This window comes from Virgibacillus sp. Bac330 (assembly GCF_003667845.1).
Lineage (GTDB): Bacteria > Bacillota > Bacilli > Bacillales > Amphibacillaceae > Virgibacillus > Virgibacillus chiguensis.
The window spans coordinates 2,563,535-2,585,353 of sequence record NZ_CP033048.1; the positions used below are offsets into that span (position 1 = coordinate 2,563,535).

The 21,819-nt window shown below is 37.5% G+C and carries 16 protein-coding genes; 3 read left to right on the forward strand and 13 right to left on the reverse strand.

The genetic code is table 11. The features are described from left to right. Positions 1 to 155: 155 nt before the first annotated feature. From galT to D9780_RS11935, 7 genes are all read right to left on the reverse strand, one after another. On the reverse strand, positions 156 to 1,637 hold the full coding sequence (gene galT, locus D9780_RS11910) for a UDP-glucose--hexose-1-phosphate uridylyltransferase (RefSeq protein WP_121640223.1): 1,482 nt from the start codon (positions 1,635 to 1,637) through the stop codon (positions 156 to 158). A gap of 51 nt (positions 1,638 to 1,688) precedes the next feature. Next, positions 1,689 to 2,594, reverse strand: a complete 906-nt coding sequence (locus tag D9780_RS11915) for an ROK family protein (protein WP_073012951.1) — start codon at positions 2,592 to 2,594, stop codon at positions 1,689 to 1,691. A 193-nt stretch (positions 2,595 to 2,787) separates the two neighbouring features. Beyond that, positions 2,788 to 2,955 carry a DUF6903 family protein gene (locus tag D9780_RS21125; protein ID WP_162985856.1) on the reverse strand — a complete coding sequence of 56 codons (168 nt, stop codon included), beginning with the start codon at positions 2,953 to 2,955 and terminating at the stop codon, positions 2,788 to 2,790. Beyond that, positions 2,952 to 5,114: a 1,3-beta-galactosyl-N-acetylhexosamine phosphorylase gene (gnpA, locus tag D9780_RS11920; protein ID WP_121640224.1), complete on the reverse strand. Its 2,163-nt coding sequence runs from the start codon at positions 5,112 to 5,114 to the stop codon at positions 2,952 to 2,954. Before gnpA ends, D9780_RS21125 begins: the two co-directional genes overlap by 4 nt. A 9-nt stretch (positions 5,115 to 5,123) precedes the next feature. Next, a complete protein-coding gene (locus D9780_RS11925) occupies positions 5,124 to 6,005 on the reverse strand; it encodes a carbohydrate ABC transporter permease (protein WP_121640225.1) in 882 nt (293 codons plus the stop codon). An 18-nt stretch (positions 6,006 to 6,023) separates the two neighbouring features. Beyond that, on the reverse strand, positions 6,024 to 6,914 hold the full coding sequence (locus tag D9780_RS11930; RefSeq protein ID WP_121641486.1) for a carbohydrate ABC transporter permease: 891 nt from the start codon (positions 6,912 to 6,914) through the stop codon (positions 6,024 to 6,026). Positions 6,915 to 7,210: 296 nt separating this feature from the next. Then, positions 7,211 to 8,560, reverse strand: coding sequence for a carbohydrate ABC transporter substrate-binding protein (locus D9780_RS11935; protein WP_121640226.1), 1,350 nt, complete (start codon positions 8,558 to 8,560; stop codon positions 7,211 to 7,213). Positions 8,561 to 8,940: 380 nt separating this feature from the next. Between D9780_RS11935 and D9780_RS11940 the strand changes: the two genes are divergently transcribed. Next, the gene (locus tag D9780_RS11940) at positions 8,941 to 9,777 is read left to right on the forward strand and encodes an AraC family transcriptional regulator (RefSeq protein WP_121640227.1); all 837 of its coding nucleotides are present in this window, start codon (positions 8,941 to 8,943) and stop codon (positions 9,775 to 9,777) included. A gap of 299 nt (positions 9,778 to 10,076) precedes the next feature. Here the strand turns inward: D9780_RS11940 and D9780_RS11945 are convergent, their stop codons facing one another. Together D9780_RS11945 and galE are read right to left on the reverse strand one after the other, a co-directional pair. Next, complete coding sequence (locus D9780_RS11945) at positions 10,077 to 13,880, reverse strand: endo-alpha-N-acetylgalactosaminidase family protein (protein WP_121641487.1); 3,804 nt, start codon at positions 13,878 to 13,880, stop codon at positions 10,077 to 10,079. Between the two features lie 607 nt (positions 13,881 to 14,487). Continuing rightward, entirely contained in the window at positions 14,488 to 15,477 is a 990-nt protein-coding gene (gene galE / locus D9780_RS11950; protein ID WP_121640228.1) for a UDP-glucose 4-epimerase GalE, read from the reverse strand. Between the two features lie 323 nt (positions 15,478 to 15,800). Between galE and D9780_RS11955 the strand changes: the two genes are divergently transcribed. Together D9780_RS11955 and D9780_RS11960 are read left to right on the forward strand one after the other, a co-directional pair. Beyond that, complete coding sequence (locus tag D9780_RS11955; protein ID WP_121640229.1) at positions 15,801 to 16,259, forward strand: SRPBCC family protein; 459 nt, start codon at positions 15,801 to 15,803, stop codon at positions 16,257 to 16,259. Positions 16,260 to 16,646: 387 nt separating this feature from the next. Beyond that, the gene (locus D9780_RS11960) at positions 16,647 to 17,519 is read left to right on the forward strand and encodes a YitT family protein (protein ID WP_240458676.1); all 873 of its coding nucleotides are present in this window, start codon (positions 16,647 to 16,649) and stop codon (positions 17,517 to 17,519) included. Positions 17,520 to 17,626: 107 nt separating this feature from the next. Here D9780_RS11960 and ilvA read toward each other — a convergent pair whose 3' ends face one another. From ilvA to leuB, 4 genes are all read right to left on the reverse strand, one after another. Further along, entirely contained in the window at positions 17,627 to 18,586 is a 960-nt protein-coding gene (ilvA, locus tag D9780_RS11965) for a threonine ammonia-lyase (RefSeq protein WP_121640230.1), read from the reverse strand. 80 nt (positions 18,587 to 18,666) lie between these two features. Then, positions 18,667 to 19,248, reverse strand: coding sequence for a 3-isopropylmalate dehydratase small subunit (gene leuD, locus D9780_RS11970; RefSeq protein WP_121640231.1), 582 nt, complete (start codon positions 19,246 to 19,248; stop codon positions 18,667 to 18,669). Between the two features lie 34 nt (positions 19,249 to 19,282). Then, positions 19,283 to 20,695, reverse strand: coding sequence for a 3-isopropylmalate dehydratase large subunit (leuC, locus tag D9780_RS11975; RefSeq protein ID WP_121640232.1), 1,413 nt, complete (start codon positions 20,693 to 20,695; stop codon positions 19,283 to 19,285). A gap of 17 nt (positions 20,696 to 20,712) precedes the next feature. Then, positions 20,713 to 21,819, reverse strand: coding sequence for a 3-isopropylmalate dehydrogenase (leuB, locus tag D9780_RS11980; RefSeq protein WP_073008506.1), 1,107 nt, complete (start codon positions 21,817 to 21,819; stop codon positions 20,713 to 20,715).

Sequence of the window (21,819 nt, forward strand, 5' to 3'; positions counted from 1 at the left end):
TATATTTTCTGTTATGTAGAAAACATGTATTGCGACAAGTGTTATGCGATAAGTCAAGCTTTTCTAATACTATAAACCTTTAAACTTCTATGCTTTCTTATAACAAAAAAGCACCCCATGGAGTGCCTTTAAACTTATACTATTATTTATTTCTTTTATTCATTAATAAACCCTTGCAGAAATCGTTGAAAAGAATGATTGTCTTTAAACACTCCTGCATCTTGTAAAATACGTACGAACGTATTACCGACTTCTTTACGCACAATTTTTCTTGCTTCTTCTGTAGTTTGTACATCTGGATACTGCTTTTTTAAGTTGTCCGCCCAAACGCTATGATACTCCGCGACTTGCTGCTGTCCATGTAATAAGTAGCTCTCTATTTCAGCTAATTCTTGCTTCAAACGAGCTGGTAATACAGCTAAGCCCATCACTTCAATTAATCCTATATTTTCTTTTTTAATATGATGTACGTCTGCATGCGGATGAAAAATACCTTGAGGGTATTGCTCTGTCGTTCGGTTATTCCGCAAGACAAGATCTAATTCATATTTGTCATTACGTTTTCTAGCAATTGGCGTAATGGTATTATGCGGCGTTTGCTTCGTAAAAGCTTGAATATCCGCTATTTCATCCGAATAATTTTTCCAAGAGGCTAAAATGTCATCTGCTGCTTCTACTACATCAGCACGATTGCTTCCTACTAAACGAATAACGGATAATGGCCAATGTAGGACAGCACAATGCAATCTTGGATACTTTTTCCACGAAAAGGAAAACGCTTCTTTCGCATTCGTCATAGCAAATTCATACTTCCCTGCCTGATAATGATCATGACTTAAGATAGATCCACCAACGATTGGTAAATCTGCATTGGAGCCAATAAAATAATGCGGGAATATATCTATAAATGCTAAGAGCCGCTTGAATGTTTGCTGATCGATTTTCATATTCCGATGTTCACCAGCTAATAATATACTATGCTCATTATAATATACGTACGGAGAATATTGAAAAAACCACATCTCGTCTTGTAAAGGCACCCTTATCATGCGGTGATTTGCCCGAGCTGGATGATCTATTCGCCCAGCATAGCCTTCATTCTCGATACATAATAAACATTTCGGATACGTCACATTTTTAACGTTTTCCCGCTCTAGCTTTATTTGCTCTGGGTCTTTTTCCGGTTTGGATAAATTAATCGTAATATCCATTGTCCCATAAGCCGTGTCCACCTTATAGCTTATATTTTTCGCAATTCGATTCATTTGAATATAATTACTATTTTTTGATAAAGCATAAAAGTAATCCGTAGCTTCTATTGGTGATTGCTTATATTTTTCATAAAATGTCTGGTTAATTTCTGAAGGGCGCGCGATAAGACAATTCATGATATGAGCCGTCAGTATTTCTTTTTCACTTAAAACGTTGCGAATAATTTCATGCTCCAATGCATATTCAATCAAATGCTCTACTAAATTTGGGATGGAAGTATCTCTTGCTGGTACCACTCCATCTGGATATGCTTCTAATTGCAAGACATTCATAATTTGGTTCCTAGCATATACTTTGTCAGCTTGTGCAATCATTTCTGTGGTGACTGCTTTTTCAATAAGCCCTGCTAAATAGGGATACACCATCCTTCATCACTCCTTTAAGATCCATATTCTACAATTTCACATAACATCCACCTAGGTAAGCACACACGCTCTTAGCCCCGCACCAATAATGCCTTGGTGATTGTTCAGCTTACTAATCTCCATATTTTCTAGGATATGGATTTGTTCAGCAAGCAAATACGTTTGGAGTTTTACTTTGATTAGCTCTAATAACCAAGGATTATGGGTAACTACACTCCCTCCAAAAACAATTTTATGTGGATCTAATAAACTACTGACAATATAGACACCCTGTGTTAGAACAAATACCATTTCTTCTATCAACTGTTGCGCTTCTTCATCACCTGTCAAATAGTTAGCAAAAATATCTTTCGTTATGACCTGATCATCTGCATATATCTTTCTTGCCTGTAGTTGCATTGCTGGTCCTGAAGCAGCATTTTCCAGTCTTTGTAAGGCTTCGCTGTTTAATTTAGAATAAACTGGAATTAAACCTAATTCCCCAGCAAAACCAGCACCACGAATAAATTCACCATCTTGAATAATAGAACAGGAAATACCAGTACTAATTGTAATATAAACAAGCAATTCTTGATTAGCCATTTCCGCTTTTTTCCACTCTGCAAACGCAGCCATATACACATCATTATCAATGGCAATTTTGTCAATACCAATTGCTTTTTGGAGTCGTTCCATAAATGGAAAGTTATCCCAAGGTAAATTATTCTGATAAACAGCAATCCCTCGCTCACGATCTACCTTCCCAGGGACACCTGCACCAATGCCATATATTTCATGCTTTGGAATACTAGAATGATCCAGCAGTTGTTCTACACATTGCACAACTTTAGCAAACATCGTTTCCTTATTTGTAGGATCACTGCTCACTTTTACCTGTTGAATTAAATTGCCATATTCATTTACAATTCCTGCCGCCACTTTTGTTCCACCAATGTCAATTCCAATGCTGTATTTCATCCTTATCCTCACCTTTACAACACATGGCTTAAGTTATTTTTTTATAGATACATTTAGATATCGCCTATTCTTATGGCGAAAAACATAGTTATGCTTATACTGTAAAATTTAAAATTTTTATGTTTTCTACAATTCAAGAACGAAGCCTGCTTTTTTAATCTTCCGCACACAGAGTAAAGACTGCGCTACTCCTTTATACAAATTTCCGATTATAGTTCCATAGTAAGAATAAAAGACCTGTTAAGCCAATAAGTTGAAGAAATAATTCGAATTTACCAACGGTTTGTTGTCCATAAAATATGAGAAACAGACAAAATAGAAAGAAAACAACCTTGACAACTACGAAAATTTTATCCTTCATGTGAAGTCCTCCCATATTATTTCGCTTGCTTCTAACTCCATTCGACGTTTGTTCCCATCGCCATCATAGACATCGGTAACTTGCTTTTCGGTAGAGTTATTAATAATGGCATATTTTTTTCTTTCAGGGTATGCATGTACTTCACAATGCACATTTGAAGCAAACCATTTTCTCATTTCTTCTTCTTTATGGGCTGCATAATACATGCAACGTAATAATAATCTCGTATTCTCATGACTATACGGTAAACCTGCGATATATACGCCTCTTCCCTTTCCGAAACCGGAGCTAGCAAGATGAACGCCATCATTAGAATATTCGATAATCTCTGTTGCTTCATTTAATGCATAGATGTATTCCATGCTTTCACCAAAATCAAATGCAGCCATATCTTCAGTAATAAAATGATTCTCGGTTACTTCTGTAAAATATTTATTTGTTGATAAGCTAAAACCTAATTCTTTATCTACTCCGAAAACATTAGCAAGCTGAAAATAGCGCCCTTCATGATGATAAGCAGTTGGTTCTCCTATACCAACGAAGCCGCCCCCCTCATATATCCATTTACGAAGTATGGAAATTAATTGAGGGTTCTTCCATTTTTCGCCGCCAGAAAATGCAGTTCCTGCATCACCTGCATTAATAATCACATCTATATCTTCAGGTACTCCTTTTGCGATTACATCGTCAAAACTAATAAAAGATACATCCACTGCTGATCCACTTAATGCTTCTAATACACCATGATAAGAATACGCTTTTTTATACCATTTCCCGTGCGCAACAATATGGGTTTGCCATGTTCGCAATTTCCCCCATGCATTTAAAACGGCCACTTTAAGACCTGTATACGGTTGAATACCGTGAATATTGTCATAAATTTCTCGGAATTCATCTGTAACCTTCTCCACGTAATCAACAAATTTAGGAAACTTATATGCTAAACTTAAATAACCGCCATAACCTATTCGATCTAAAGGTTTGCGCATTAACGCTCTTCTTGCTGTTAACCAATTCTCGTTTGCTTCAATAACCGGATCATTGCCTTCATAAAATGTGTCAGGAAAAAAATAAGGTAAAAATCTTCCTTCCGTATATTGCACACCTGGAATGTCAGCAATAATTCGTAATGTCGTTCCGTCACCAACGCTACCAACTACAGCGTCCATGCCGACAGATGGAAAATAACTACCATAAGGTTCTGTTCCAATCCAGTTATCGCCTAAAAACATCATCGCTTCTTTATCATGCTCATGAACGATATCAACTAATTCTTTCACTTCCTTTGCAACGAACTGCTGAATAAAATCAATATAATCTAAATACGCTTGTGAAGGAATACGAAAAGTCGTGTTGTAATAGCCTTTATCCACAATATCTTCTGGCCTTAAACGGTAGCCTTTCTCTTTTTCAAACGCTTCAAGCGCTGCAACGGAAACACTCGCACCGTAGCCAAACCAATCCACAAACTTCTCCTTACCTAAATCATTAAAAATGAGTGTGAAATGATAGAAAAAGGTCGTAAAGCGAACAACGTCTGTATCTGGATTTTCCTTTAACCATTGTTGTAAATATGCTTTTACATACTGATTAGAATGAGGTTGACGGACATCAAACGGGATATCATGCGGTGTATCTCCCCAATCATTTGTTATATGATTATACATTTGCGTCGGATCCCATTTCATATATGCTAAAAAAGAGACCGTATATTCATGCCACTGTTCAACTTGTTTCATCGTTACACAATTCGTTGCCTCATCTACTTGCCAATAATCTGGTGAGACAACCTCACCCGTTGTTCTGTCGATTACTTCCCACCAACGCTTTGGATCATGAATATAATCTGGCGTTATTTGCTCCTCAAAATAACCCTTTAAAAACGGAATTTCCAACGTGGTTTCTGTTGCTGTATAATAGGGAGACATTAAATATAGTTGCTGCATTTCCTCTGGATGCTGTTTAGCAAAATCATTATGATTTCGCGCCACAAAATACGTCGTATAAATTTTCGCATCTAATTGCTTGATCTCATCATCCAACTTCGTTCCATCGCTATCTCGTAGTGCATCTGCACCCCAGCGCTCCATCAATTCCTTCGTCTCTTGTAAAAAATGTTGTTGACTTGGTAATGTAACTCTTCCTGTTGTTTTTTTCATCTCTCACACCTAACCTTTCACTCCACCAACTGTCATTCCTTGTGTTAAACGTTTTTGAACCAATATATATAGAATTAATGTAGGAAGCATGACAATGACCATACCTGCATACATCGGTCCGTAATTTACTGCTGAACGTTCCGCAGCCATTAAATTCAACAATCCAACTGGCAACGTTTGATGTTCTGCCGGCATTAGCGTTAGCGCTAATATATACTCATTCCAAAATAATAAGAAATTAAATAAGATAACGATCACAATACTCGGTGCAGCCATAGGAAACATGACAGAAAACATCGTCCGATAATAACCAGCACCATCTATACCCGCTGCTTCTTCAAAATCAGAAGGTAATGTTTTAAAATAACTTGATAATAAATAAATCGTAAATGGTAAAGCTGTTGAAGCATAAATGAGCGCCAACATAAATCGATTATTCAGTAAAAACTCACTGCCTACAATCGTTCTTAAACCTGTATCCCAATCTAAAAGCATTAGGAAAATTGGTACTGCAATATAACTAACATTAATGAACAAGCCCGCTTTTACCATGCCATTAATGAAACGATTTCCTCTAAATTCAAATCTAGACAATACATATGCCGCTGGTAGTGCTACGACTAATAAAATGATTAAGGCCATCGCTGTAACAAGTACAGAGTTTAATAGATATTCACCCATCTGCGCTTCTTGGAATGCCTCTGCAAAGTTAGCCAAATGAATACCTTCTGGAAGCGCCCAAGGACTTTCATAAAACTCTTTATTTTGCTTGATCGATGCTAAAAACACCCATGCGACAGGTACAATAATGGAAACCGCTAACGTGATTAACGCCACATAAATAAATAATCGCATTAAACCATCTAAACTCAATTTCTTAGAATTTTTCATTAGAGACTCAAACCTCCTTTAATACTCTAATACATCGCGCTTTGTTATCCTGCTAACAATCGCTGCTAATAAGAAGGAGAACAGAAACACAATAACCCCAATAGCCATTCCGTAGCCGAAGGTAGAGTTTCCATATGCTTGATCATACATATAAGAAAGAAATACTTCTGTTGACCCATCAGGTCCTCCGCCTGTCATCGCTTTTACTAATAAAAAGCTCAAATTAATCGTACTTATAATAAAGAAGGTTAGCGTTGTACGAATGTTATTCCATACTAGAGGTAATGTAATACTCGTAAACTGTTTTAGTTTACTTGCCCCTTCTAAAGAAGCTGCTTCATAAAAACTTGGTGGGATACCTGCCATACTTGACATATACATCACCATATAATAACCAATGGCTTGCCATATAAGAGCTGCAGCCAAACTATAAATAACGACCTTTTGATCCCCCAACCACATTTGTTGTAGATTCTCTAAGCTGAATATACCTAGAATGCTATTTAATAGACCACTTGAAGGGTCATAAACGGCTGAAAATATCCCCGCAATAACAACAATGGATAAAATATTTGGGATGTAGAAAATAATCCGAAAGAAATTTCCACCCTTTACGTTTTCTTTCGTTAAAATTGCCGCAAAAAAGACGGCAAACGAAAATGTAACAATCGCGACGACAACGATTAAGAAGATGGAATTTTGAAAAGAACGAATAAACGTCATATCATTCCAAAGTAGCTTAAAATTATCTAAGCCAACGAACTGTTGCGTGTTAGAAAAACCACCCCAACGGTAAAGCGACATCCGAAACACCTCGAATGTTGGCATAAACATAAAGACGATTAATAAAATCAAAGCTGGCGCAACGCATAACCCAATAAATAGATTACGTGACCTCGTTTTGCTCATTTTCTCACCTCTCTCCATTACAAAACCATCATGTAACATGAATGTCATTCAAACGCTTCTTAGAAATGTCAAAAGCTATTATAGGTATGTATTAACATTTCATTGTAATCATCTTGCCCTGACTTGTATATTCATGGAAGGCAGCCAATTGCTGAAATGCTGTTCTTCCTAAAACAACATGCATGCAGAGGAGGCTGCCCTGTAAATCCATTTATTGATTCATCCAATTATTTGTTAAAGACTGAGCGAATAGATTTGGAATGAACAATAATCTTTGGAACGTCCATTGGATATAATTAATTTAGAGCTGGTCTAAGCTTATCACTTACTTCTTCTATTTTCTCTTGCCATTCTTTAAACGTCATATCGCCACTAATGACACTATCAATACTTCCGTATAAAGTATCACCCATATTCGCCCCAGGAACTGGTTTTGTAGAAGCAAAAGTTCCCATAGCTGGCAGCACACCTTCCTCGTCATAAATACTATAGAAAGTTTGTTTTTGGCCATCTAATTGTTCAGTAATACCTTCAATTGGCTGTACTGCTCCTGCTTCTAAGAATGTATCTGCTGCTTCGTCTGAATACATATACGCAATAAAATCTTTCGCTACATCTTTATTCTTTGCATCTTTTGGAATCCAAATTTGCTCGAAGAAAGTAAATGCATAACGGTCACCATCATCTTCAAAGGCAGGGATAGAAGTCATACCCCAAGCAAAGTTTTCAGCACGTGGTGCTTCCTTCATTTCATCGACAACCCAGTTACCATTTGGCATAAATAAAGCTTTATTATCTAAGACTAATTGCTGGTTTTTTGTAAAATCATTTGGATTAGCATTTGCTACTGTATTCGGATGTACATAGTCTGCTAGTTTTTCGACGGTTTCTAATGCTTTAGTTGCTTCCTCGGATTCCCAAATGCCATCTTCATAGGTCATAGCAGAGCTGTAGAAATCTGCTCCACCTGCAGCATATAGCATAGATCCAAGTAACGTATCAAAGTAGTTGCTCGTTGGATACGTAAATAATGAAATACCTTCTTCTTTTGCTTTATCTCCTAATTCCCACATCTCATCCCAAGTTTTCGGCACTTCCCAACCTTTTTCTTCAAATAAACCTGCATTGTAGAATAAGCCAGTTGGACTGTAGAACATTGGCGCTAAATAAGTTTCTCCATCAGCGTATGGGTTAGTAGCTAGTGTATCGGTAAAACCTTCTAAAAGTTTTTCATTTACTTTTGTTTCTTCTCCAGGTACTTGCATATCAAAAACATCTGTAATGTTTTCTACACCATCTTCTTTAATTAAGGTTTCCGTTAAAGCTTCTTCTCTGTTTGTAGCTAGTAATAACACATCTGGGTAATCCCCGGCTTGCATATTTGGTCGTACAACTTCTTCTAAGTTCTTTTCCATTTGCAGATTAACCTCTACATCTGGATTTACTTCTTCGTAAGACTTCACAACATTTTCCCACATTTCCGTACCATATGCAGATTCTAATGCAGCTACTTTTAATGTTGTTTTCTCGCCGCTACCTTCTTTATCTGCTGATTTTTCTTCCTTCTCTTCTCCATTGGAACATGCTGCTAAAGTAAAAATAACGAGAATGATAGAAACAGTTAATAAAAACTTCATTTTTTTCATTATTGAAGCCCCCTGTTTTAATTGTTTTCTTGCTTACCCTTATACTACAATGGTTAAAACGCTTTCACAATAAACATCTTGTCTACTTTTTTAGGTTTATTGCTTTTTGCAAAAGCCCCCTATAAAATAGTACGTATAGATGCATCATATGAAAATATTCGTAATTAGAATTCTTTTGGCGAAAGCGGTCGTTATGCTTAAACTATAAAGCCTATCGTGTATACAATGAAACTACCTCCTTTGCATGCACCCATTCCTAGTTAGATATAAAAATGTAGTAGATTTTCTATATAAAAAACAAATAAAGTGTAGTTCAATAGTAACATATACTTGTTTACCACTTCACGAGCTTATAGATGATAGAAAAGGGGTTATAGTAAATGTCCTATGAGGTGTACCAAATAAAAGATGCAAAGCATGAAAAGCCACCGTTCAAGCTTCTATATATTACTCATTCCGAATATGATAAAGGCTGGCATAGCACGCAACACACCCATCATTTTTCCGAATTATTTTATATTGTCAAAGGTAAAGGCTCATTTATACTTGCTGACCGAGAAGTTCCCATTAAAGAAAATGATTTAGTTATTATTAATCCGAATGTCGAACATACAGAAAAGTCTAATTGGGATGATTCCCTTGAATATATTGCTTTAGGGATAGAGGGATTGTTTTTCAGCCAAGCGGATCATAAAGACCCACACTCTAGCTTATACCGTTTTCAAGTAGATCGAACTAACATTCTTTTCTACTTGAACCGAATATTAGAGGAAATACAGGAGCATAAAGAAGGGCATGAATTAATTTGTCAAAACATTATTGAGATAATGATTATCAAGTTGCAAAGAGACAAAAAACTTACCATCAATCAAACGGAGACACCAAATATTAATAAAGCTTCTGCGTTTGTCATGTACTATATAAATCAAAACTACCGTGATGACTTAAACTTAAATAAATTGGCTGAAGTCGGACATATTAATAAATATTATTTAGCACATACATTTAAAAAAGATATGGGTATATCACCAATTGAGTATTTAAACAGAGTCCGAATTAAAGAAGCAAAGCTCATGCTCGAAACAACCGATTACTCTATTGCGCACATCGCTGCTTTTACTGGTTTTTCATCCCAATCTTTTTTCACACAAGCATTCAAGCGCTTAGCAAAGCAAACGCCTTCTAAATACCGGAAGAAAATGAGAGCGAATTCATAACTAAGAGGGGTGCTTACACATCCCACTGATTGCTAGAAATCAAGGGGGATGACCTGAAGGCCTCTGATGAAAAAAGGCATTAAGATAATGCTACCTTCCACTTTGACTTGAATATAAATCCCATGCTAATTATACATATACCTGGAGATAAAGAGAAAAACCGCATGAAAACAAGTTTCTTCTTAAACTTTCATTTCATGCGGTTCATTATAGTGATATGATATAAGTACCTATATTTTCTTCGTCTTATACAATATTCTTAGTGTTAGTATGCGTATGCATAACTACTTCATTGGTCTCTAATCTTCTACGGTTTCAATACGTAAATTATCTAGCATAAATGTACCTTTTCCAGTATCGCCATTCAATGATGTACCGTCATTAAAAATACCAATATACGTTTGGTGATTTTTTGATCCTTTTACCGTAAAGGTTGCCGTTTTCGTGTCAACTGCTGACGAAAGTTTTTCATTAATTTGAATCCCTTCCGCTTTATGAATGTCTCGAATATCAATCGCCTTGTTACCAGAGATAAATCGGTAAGAGTCGGCTGTTGTTTGATAATCAAACGTTACTTTATACGTTTTACCCGCTTCAAAATGGAAATGTTGCGGTATAGTACGATAAACGAGACCTTTATTACCTGTATTTACTTTCAGCGACCAATTTCCAGCTAATACATCATCGACTACTTTTTTGCCTGCCCAGCCTTTTTGTGTGTACGGGGCATGATGCTGAGATAAATGAACGCGGTTATCTTCTACGCCTTCTGTATTACCGACCACGAATGGATAGATACCTTGCACAACAGATTCAAAATCTTGTTCAAATACTGCTTCAGAAACGTGGTTACTTAAGCTTTTTTGAACGATACGAATATCATCAAATTTCGTAATCCCTTCTCCAGATTCACGTTTTAAAATTAATTTAGCAGATGATTTTTTTGCTGTAAATGCTACTTGCATACGTTGCATCTTACTATTATATCCGTCATTAGTTGCATGAGAATCTGCTTTCACATAATTTTTTTGCAAGCTACGATACGTATAATTCTCTACATTTTTCTGCTTACTGCCTTCGATTTGAATACTCGCTTTTGCATCACTATTATTTTCTACGTAAACTTCTGCAACATAATCTTTTCCTGGCTCTAAATTACTCATTTTCTTCGTCACTTTAGAGTCTTTGGTTGGATTTGTAAATTGCAAATAGTAATCGCCACTGCTTAAATTCCGTTCACTACCTGTTTGATCTGTCCGTTTTACATGAACTGATTTTTTATCGCCAGAAACCTTTGTATGCTTCGTTTTCAAAGTTCCAGCATGGAAGCCTGTATCACTAACGTGGGCGTTTTCACTCCATTCTTTTACTTGCACGCCTTTCGTTTGCTTCGCTTCAATAACGTATGGTGTAGCTGGTTGAGCGTTTAAGGTAATCTGATTATTTTTAACGTTTATCTTTTGTTTTTTGGATCTACCTTGATCGGTTAATTTATACACGTATACCTTCGATGCATTTTTAAATTCATCTGGTAATTCCCAAGTCGTTTTACCACCCTCTAAATTCCAATGATATAATTTTTTTGCATCAGGTGTCGGTGTTTCAAAATCTTGTTCCACCCATGGCAATAAATAGGTGTCGCCATCTAAAACAACTTTGTCATTCAGCGTAATTATACGCTCTCTGGAATTGTCTTTTCTCGTAACTTTTACTACATCACCATTACTAGGATCCTTTAAAGTAATTTCTTTTTCTAGATTCGTTTTAGTAGGGTCACCGTCCATTGTTTCCCAATTCATGACATAATATTTTTGTAAAAATTTCGTTGGTACGTTCGTGTCAAAAGTCATGTTTATAAATTGGTCAAAGTTTTTATCGGATTGCCAGCCTTCAAATCCAGCTAACTCAAATCCACCGAGCAATGGATGATCTGCTGTGCCACCAGCTTCCGGCCAATTCAGCACCCATGAGTCTCTTTGGTGATTGCTAATAAAACGAAGCACTTCCGAATTAATCCCTTTATCAGTTGATCCACCATAATTTTTATCAGTAGCCCAATGCTGCCATGTGGAATAATTAGCAATAGCTGTGCCAAATTCCGTCGTCATTCTCCAGCCTCGATCAGCAAATTGCTCTGCTACACGGTTAGATTCCCATTGATCTTGATACCATACATCTAAATAAATAAAATCTAAATTTGGTACATTTGCCTTCAGTTCATCCAAGCGTTTCGCACGCGAGCCAGTATATAAATCTTTTAACTTATCGATGGTGTAAGACTGATCTAACCAGCCCCATCCTTTTGCTTCTGGTCCATTTATTAAATCTTCACTAAATGATTTTGCTTCCGGATAAGCTTCCTGAGCATTAATATGCACACCAAATTCTGCGTTATATTTGTTTCCTTCTGTAATTAATGCGTTTATATCTTTTATGCCACCAATACGTTCCCCAACATCGCCGTAATCTGGATGTCCACTATCATGTCCTTCATTGGCGTATCCTTTTAAGAGAACTGCTTGTCCTAGTCCATCCGTTGCTAAAGCAACCTTTTTCACATTATCAAGCGTTTTCAAAAAGGGCTGTTGCGCATGAGAGCCAAAGTTCATAGCAATTCGAGTTCCTACTGTATTGTTTACCGTTTCCGCACCTTCTACTTTTGGCAGTAAATCTCGGTATTCAATGGCTGCATCCTGCCAATTAACTTGTCCATCGTCATTTATATCTTCTGCAATAACAACTTTAACGGTAGGCGTATTAGAAGCAGGTTGATTCATAAAATCACGGTGATAGTATAAAGCATTTGAACCAATTCCCATTACTTTATTACCGTTTTCATTTTCATAACGGCTTGCTACAAGGTTTCGATAACCGTTTACTTCTGAGCTCGACCATACACCTGCACTAAGTTCATTAGTGGACAAAAACGCCGTATAATAGCCTTTTTTTGCGCCGATATCCTTCATTGTAGCATCCACTTTTACAGTAGTATCTCCCGGTTTCTTAACATCACTGCTCAAATTAGTAAGCTTGGCTTCGGCACCTTTTTGCGCATCATGCACCGAAATAAAATTTAAATCCGCAAATTCTATTGTTTCTATTTGAACATCTGTTTTCGAATCTACTTTCTGTATTTGGTAAACGACTTGGTTACCATCTACTTTTAATGAAAGCTCCATATGCACGTCTATATTTTCATATTCATCTTTTACATGTAATGAATAGATCGCTTCGTGATCACTTGCCTTTTCAAACGCCACTTCTGGATAGTAAAGCGTGTTATTTACCTTTAATCCATATACTGGCGTTTCTTGTCCATGCATCATTTTCCCGTCTACATCATATTCCACTACTCGAGGATAGACTTGATCAACAGTTACATCCATATAATCAGAGCTTAACGTTTCTAATATAGGATCTTTACTTGGTGGCGTTGGTGGAACATATTCTTTTATTTTCACATTCGAAATGTTTATATTTGCTTCACCTCGGCTCTTTTCTAAACCGAGTAACCCTGGTGAATCAACACCTTCTGTTTGTGTCCAAGCACCTATCTTGTCACCATTAATATATAGGCTTGCAGTATCATCCATAAATTTAACCCGAAGCTGATAAGTTTTATTTGCCTCTAACGCCACACTATTTGTCATGGAAGTCCACTTATTTGTCGGACCAAATACTTCCCCAAAATACTGATTATTACTATCTCCGGTTCCAACATACGTGTAAGCAGAAGTATCTTGAACTCGGTATATAAAGCCAAAACGCTTTAAATCCGTATCTGCTGTAATATCTGCCTCGAAAACTCCATTCTTTATTTTAGGCATGTTACGATAGACTATTTTGTTCTTTCCATGAGATGTTACACCATACGTAACGGAACCATCGTTGTTATACTTTAGCGTCCCATCTCCTTGTAAAACTTCAAAATCTCCTTCTTCCAGATTGGAATCTGTAATATGGACAGACTCTGATTTTTCTTCAGTTTTTGATTGCTTCTCCACTTGTACTTTTGAATCACTTACATCTGAGTTAGCATCAGATTCTTCAGCTGCAACACGAGATGGAGACATACTTGTGATTATTCCTGTCGATACGAGCATCAGTACAGTAAGAAAAATGGCTAGTCTTTTTTGCAAGCTTTTACTCAAAATAGCAACCTCCTCCAAATGTCTATGTTTTAGTACTAGTACTAAGTTAAGCCTATCCTTAATGAAGCGCTTTCACAATAAGGATGTTGTTACATTTTTTAGAGATATTGTTTTCTCTGCAGCGAAATAAGATAAAAGAACTAGCAAAACAGCTTATATAGAACAAAAGACTTACCAGTTTTTACTGTTTTATTTTCGTTGTCCATGGCGCGTCGTTGAACAGGAACAAAGGATCGGGGCGCCCGTTTAGCAACGTAGCGAGTGGAATGAATCAAGTCAACTAAAAGTTTTAGGAATCATGTTCCTGCAACAGGTATATGCCGGTGCCCTCCGGCAAGCTCGTCTTTAGTCGGCCTTCCTATTTAGAACGAATCGGTAATGACTTAGCGTAGGGCAATGGAGTGAAGCCGCCTAGTTGCTGAGCGCTTAAACCGGACGTGGCTTATTCTGTTATTTTCTTATTCCAAAGCATCTAATTTTTACATTTTCTTATCTTACAAAAAAATGTACTTGTCCAACAAAGACAAGTACACTACGCATTCAGAGTACATTCCTATATTTATTTACGATATCCATCAGGATTTCCAACGTGCCAATTCCAGGCATCCTCTATAATTTTTGTTATTAGGGTGCGCTTTGGATTCCATCCTAATATCTCTTTCGCTTTATGTGAACTTGCAATTAGTGTACTAGGATCGCCTGCACGCCGTTTGCCAATTTGGGCAGGTATTTTCTTACCAGTTACTTGTCTAGCCGTATTAATAATTTCTTTCACCGAGAACCCTTGGCTGCTTCCTAAATTGAATATATCGCTTTTTCCTCCGCGCTGTAAGTAATCTAATGCAAGTAAATGTGCATCAATCAAATCTTGCACGTGAATATAATCACGAATACATGTACCATCTTCCGTAGCATAATCATCTCCAAAAATGGTTATATGGTCTCGTTGTCCCAACGCTGTTTGTAGCACAATTGGTATTAAATGTGTCTCTGGATGATGGTCTTCCCCTATCTCGCCTGTTTCTCTTGCTCCAGCAACATTAAAATACCTTAACGATACATATGTTATTCCATGTGCTTGTTCAGTCCATTTCATCATTTTTTCCATTGTTAATTTTGTTTCGCCGTACGTATTAGTTGGATGAGTAGCCATTGTTTCTGTAATTGGAACGGCTTCTGGCTCTCCATATGTAGCAGCAGTAGATGAAAAAACGATATGTTTCACGTTATATTCAGTCATGACTTGTAGTAAAACTTGCGTGCCATACACATTATTATCAAAATATTTCAATGGATTTTCCATCGACTCACCAACCAAAGAATTGGCAGCAAAATGAATCACAGCCTCAATGGATTCTTTAGCAAAAACCATGCGTAAAAAATGAATATCACGAATATCTCCGTTATAAAATACAGCTTTCGGATGAATTGCCTCTTGATGACCTGTCTCTAAATTATCTATTACGATTACTTCTTTCCCTTGATCCATTAATTGGTATACCGCATGAGAACCTATATAACCAGCACCGCCTAATACTAATATACTCATTTTGTTGTCTCTCCTTTTTGTATGTATGGTTGTTGCAAATCACATCGTTAACAATTAGTATCATCATCTTTTGCCTTGCACACTTCATCTATTAGCATTCTTGAAGTACACGCTTTCAAGGTGAAATTAACTTTTTTCATTTCAACTATATCCTACATCGCTTATGACTTCTAAACAAGTAAATTCATCATTCACACAAAAATTAGTCACATTTTTTACATAAAACGGACCAAATAGTTACTTCTAATCCCTTATTTTTTGCATATATATCTTTTGGTGTACGTTTGAATTATAGTAAAACTACAACAAGGAGGAGTTATGCATTGCCAAACACCATTTGCGAAAGAAACATCAAGATAAATATTGATAACATGTGGTCATTTATTAGTGACCTTAATAACTGGGCACCACTGGTTCCTGGATATGAACAGCATAAAATGGTGAACCAAAAGACATCCATCTGGGTATGTGAAGGAAAAGTTGGATCGTTCCAAAAAACGGTTCAATTAACCGTAATTATTACTGAATGGAATGAACCAGAAAAAATCTCTTTCCAACTATCCAGCAGCAACCAAATGCTAACAGGGAATGGAACAGTTTGCGCCAATAAGCTTAGCGATAGAGAAACCAATTTCACTTTCTCTCTTACACTCCATGCAAAAGGATTGGCTGGAAAAATGGTAAATGGCTCATTAAGAGCATTTCTACCGAAACTAACTTCAAACTTCATAGATGCAATGATTCGTCATATGTACGGAATAAAGGCGCAAGCGCTCGTTTAGTACTAGAGCGACGGGAACGAATCAACGAAAGATTTAGGAATCCTGCCACTAAAAAAAGGTTATGTCGACGTCGGGTAGCAAGCCCATTCTTAAGTCGATCTTCCTCTTCGTGACGAATCCGACGATGACTTATTGTAGAACGATTTGGTGAAGTCGCCTAGCTGCAAGGCGATGGAGCTAGAAGTGGCTATTCGATTATTTCATTATTCACAAGCACCTCCGTTTATCATTTCCTATACTACAAAGCAGTTGCTATTGCTAATTCGTAACAAATCATTAGAAAAACTTGACACATCCCCTGTTCTAGAGAAAGTCGACAGCATATTTCCTACATGTTAGAATGATATGCGTGTTTACTTTGCTTTTTAAAGAGAGGGATTTATATACATGACGACTATCACGAAAAAAATGAATCCAACCGTACTAGCATACATACAAATTATCCTTGGTGCTACGCTAGTCGGCTTAGCTTATAATATTTTTCTATTACCTGCTAAATTGGCAGCAGGCGGCATTTCTGGTGTAAGTACCATTTTATTTGAGTTGTACGAAATCAGTCCTTCTTCCGTTCAATTTTTAATAAATATCCCCATCTTTATTATAGGATGGATAGCATTAGGTAAAGACTTCAGCTCGAAAACGCTGGTAGGTACATTTTGGGTTCCATTTATTATTTGGTTAAGTTCCGACATCCCCATTACGTTAACCAACCCTTTACTTAGTGCAATATACGGAGGGATTATCCTTGGAGTTGGATTAGGGATTGTTTATAAAGGAAATGGATCAACTGGTGGTACAGCAGCTATTGCGCAAATTGTAAAGAAATTCACCGGATTATCGAGCGGATACTCCCAATTAATGGTGGATGGAGTAGTTGTCGTTTCTTCCATTATTGTATTTAACTTGGAATTAACACTTTTTGCACTCATGTGTATTTATATCACAAGTAAAACGATCGATATTGTTCAACTACAAACCTCAGCGACAAAATTGGTGATGATTATTACGGATAATGAAGAGCGTATTCAATCCATTATTCGAACGGAATTGGATCGAGGTTTAACAAAAGTACGTTCTATTGGAGGTTATTCCGATAAAAAGAAAACAATGATTCTTTGTGTTGCAGAACAGCAAGAGGCGGTTCAATTAAAGAAGATATTGCAGCGAGAGGAAACCGATTCATTTGTCATCTTCTTGAATGCTTCCGAAATACTAGGTAGAGGTTTCTCACTTGATAAATATTATGGACAAAAACTCTAAATCATTTTTAACGTGATTCTTCGCATAGCAGCCCCCGTACCATTTTTGTTCATATGGTACGGGGGTAATTTTTGAAAACCGTTTTTATGGGGTTCCATAAACTAGCGTTATGAGTAAACAAGCTCACGGTGAGACAAACGTGCAGCTAGTTCCTGTATTTTAGGCATAGTGCTAATATCCATGTTTCCACCACTTACAATGACCCCACAATGTCGGGATTTTATTTGCTCATTATGGGTGAATAAGGCGGCAATTGCTGCAGCTCCCGCTCCTTCCATTAATGTTTTATTTCGTTCAAGCATGTAAACAATAGATGAAGCAATCGCTTCGTCAGAAACGGTTATCATATCATCCACGTATTGCCTGATTAACGGTAATGTTCGTTCACCTGGTTTTTTTACTGCAATTCCCTCAGCAATTGTTTGGACAGCATCCAGTTTTTCTGTTTCACCAGTATGGAAGCTTTTATAAATAGCAGCTGCTCCTTCTGCTTGCACCCCAATCACCTTTATATTTCGATTCACGTGCTTTGCTGCAACAGCAATACCGCTAATTAACCCTCCACCACCTACTGGAACTAATATCGTGTCAATCCGATCTTCTTGACGTAATAATTCCATTGCAACTGTTCCTTGACCAGCCATGACATCGTAATCGTCAAAGGGATGAATATATGTTGCCCCAGTACGAAGTTGATGGTCCAGAGAAGCCTCATATGCTTCTTGAAAAGTTTCTCCAGACAAAACGACTTCTGCTCCGTAATTGCGTGTCGCATTTACTTTTGCTTGTGGTGTTTTCTCTGCCATAAAAATGGTTGCTTTTGCTCCTAATTTACGAGCTGCATAGGCGACTCCTTGTGCATGATTTCCAGCAGAAGCAGTAACCACACCTTGATCTAGTTGCCGACGTTTTAATTGCATTAATTTATAGGTAGCACCTCTAAATTTAAAGGCACCTGTTTTCTGTTGGTTTTCCATTTTAAAATAAACATGTTTCCCTAAAGCTTGATTCGTTGTCTGTGATGTTAATAAAGGTGTTCGATGAACAAGCGGAGCAAGTCGCTGCAACGCATTATATACCTTTTCACCTGTTAAGCAATCCCCAATATCTCCACACTCCCTATCGAAATTAGAATTTTTCTTGATTTTTATTGCATACTTTTTTCGTATCGTGCAATTTTTTCCTCATATTGTAATGTTAAAGCTATATCGTCCCATCCGTTGATTAATTTTTGCTTATGGTATTCTGGAATTTGAAACGGATAAACCATCTCTCGGTCCATAATTTGTTGCTTTTCCAAATCTACGTCTAAAATAAGTTCCCCTCGTTCCGCTTTTTTTAACCATTGGTTTACAAGCTCTTCTTTTACTTGGATAACGATGATACCATTTTTTAAAGCATTATTATAGAAAATATCCGCAAAGCTTGGCGCTATAATAACTCGGAACCCAAAATCTAATAGTGCCCATGGAGCATGCTCTCTGGAACTACCACAACCAAAATTTTCACCTGCCACTACTATCGAGGCGTCTTCATACCGTTTATCGTTTAAGTTGAAATTTTTTCTAAGCTCTCCATCATCATCGAATCGCCAATGGTAGAAAAGATATTGCCCAAATCCAGTACGCTCAATTCGTTTTAAAAATTGCTTCGGTATAATTTGGTCCGTATCGACATTCGTTCGATTTAATGGGTATACTACACCTCTATGCCTTTGAATAGCTTCCACTGGCTACCCTCCTTCTTTTATGCATAAAAATAAGTTAAGAAGAAACTTTTGTGCTTGCATAGTCTCGAACGTCTACAAATCTCCCTTCAATCGCAGCAATAGCTGCCATTTCTGGACTAACTAGATGTGTTCTAGCACCATTTCCTTGCCTGCCTTCAAAATTACGATTGGAAGTAGAAGCACAACGTCCACCAGGAGGAACTACATCGTCATTCATAGCTAAGCACATGCTACAACCTGCATCACGCCATTCAAACCCCGCTTCTTGAAAAATTTTATCTATTCCGAGTTTCTCTGCTTGCAATTTAGTGCTAAATGAACCCGGAACAACAATGGCGCGTACTTCAGGATGGACTTTTCTCCCCTTTACAATTAATGCAGCCTTTTGTAAATCACTTAATCGTGAATTCGTGCACGAGCCAATAAATACATGATCTATATGAATAGATGAGATGGGCTGGTTCTCCGATAACCCCATATATTGAAGCGCACGCTCTACATCTTCAGGGTAATCTGTCTCCTCTAGACTTGGTGTTGATCCATTTACTGGTACACACATAGATGGATTTGTCCCCCATGTTACTTGTGGCTCTACTTCGTCACCTCGGATGTTGACATAAAGGTCATATACTGCACCTTCATCTGTAGCTAAAGCGAGCCATTGTTGCGCTTGTTCGTTAAATGCTTCTCCTTCCGGGACATGCGCCTTTCCACGTAAATAATCCACCGTTTTTTCGTCAGGGCTAATCAAACCTGCACGCGCACCAGCTTCAATGGACATATTACAAACGGTCATCCGACCTTCCATGGGAAGATTACGAATTGCTTCCCCCGTGTATTCAATAACATACCCCGTTCCAAAACGAACGCCAAATTTAGCGATGATTGCTAAAATTAAATCTTTAGCAGTTACACCTGGCCCTAAATCACCTTCCACATGGACATTTAAAGTTTTTGGCTTTTCTTGCCATATCGTTTGCGTCGCCAATACATGTTCCACTTCACTCGTACCAATTCCAAAAGCTAAGGCTCCAAACGCTCCGTGTGTGGACGTATGACTGTCCCCGCAAACAATCGTTTTTCCCGGTTGTGTTAAACCTAACTCCGGTCCAATCACATGAACAATCCCTTGATCAGGGTGGAACATATCTGCTAATGATATATGGTTTTCCTTACAATTACGCCGCAATGTTTCCATCTGCTTCCGCGAAATCGCATCTCTTATTTCCTCTCTATTTTTGGTTGGTACATTATGATCCATCGTCGCATAGGTCAAATCTGGTCGTCGTACTTTGCGATTATTCAAGCGTAAACCTTCAAACGCTTGTGGGGAAGTTACCTCATGAATTAAATGCAAATCAATATATAATAAATCTGGTTTCCCTGCTTCTTGATGCACTATATGTTGTTCCCAAATTTTTTCAATAATTGTTTTTGCTGTAGCCAATTTTTCACCCACCTTTGTTATGCATAAGAATTACAAATACATTGTGAAGCATCATTCGTAGCAAGGTTTCCTAATATGATCTCTGTCATTTGTTTTGTTCCAACGACCGTACCGTTTTTAATAGATAAATCAGGCGTATGGTAGCCTTGTTCAAGTGTTGTTTCTACAGCGTACTCTATTTCGTCAGCCTCCTGCTCCATACCAAAGGATTGACGGAGCATAGAGCTTGCAGAGAGAATCATCCCGAGTGGATTGGCAATTCCTTTGCCAGCAATATCCGGTGCTGATCCATGAACAGGTTCATAGAGACCTACGCCATCCGTTCGAACACTTGCAGAGGGAAGCATTCCTAAAGACCCCGTTAAAACAGACGCTTCATCACTTAAAATATCACCAAACATATTTTCCGTCACAATGACGTCAAATTGCTTTGGATTTGTAATGAGTTTCATTGCCGCAGCATCGACAAGCAAATGATCCACAGCAATGTCTGGGTATTGTTTGCTCTTTTCTTCCACAACCTCTCTCCACATCCTACTTGATTCTAAAACATTTGCTTTATCCACAGAAGTGACACGCTTCTTTCTCGTTCTAGCTGTTTGAAAAGCTTTATCAACGATTTGCTCTATTTCTGTTCGAGTATAATACAATGTATCAACTACTGCATTTTCCTCTGGAATACGTTTTTTCGGTTCGCCAAAATATAATCCACCTGTTAATTCACGAACAATTAAAATATTGCTTCCCGCTACTATCTCTTCCTTTAAAGGAGAGGCATGTAGTAAAGGAGTAAAAGCCTTAATTGGCCGCAAATTTGCAAATAAGCCTAACTCTTTGCGAATACCTAATAATCCTTTCTCCGGTCGCTTATCTCCAGGTAAGGCATCCCATTTCTCCCCTCCCACTGCTCCTAATAAAACGGCATCCGCTTTTTTGCATGCGTGAATCGTCGTTTCCGGTAAAGGCGATTGTTCTCCATCAATTGCAGCTCCGCCTATGAGATGTTCTGAGAAGGTAAATTGATGATTAAAATTTTCAGCAATTGCTTGTAAAACACGTACGGCGGCATCCATAATCTCTTTACCAATACCGTCACCAGGAAGAATAACAATTTGCTTATTCAT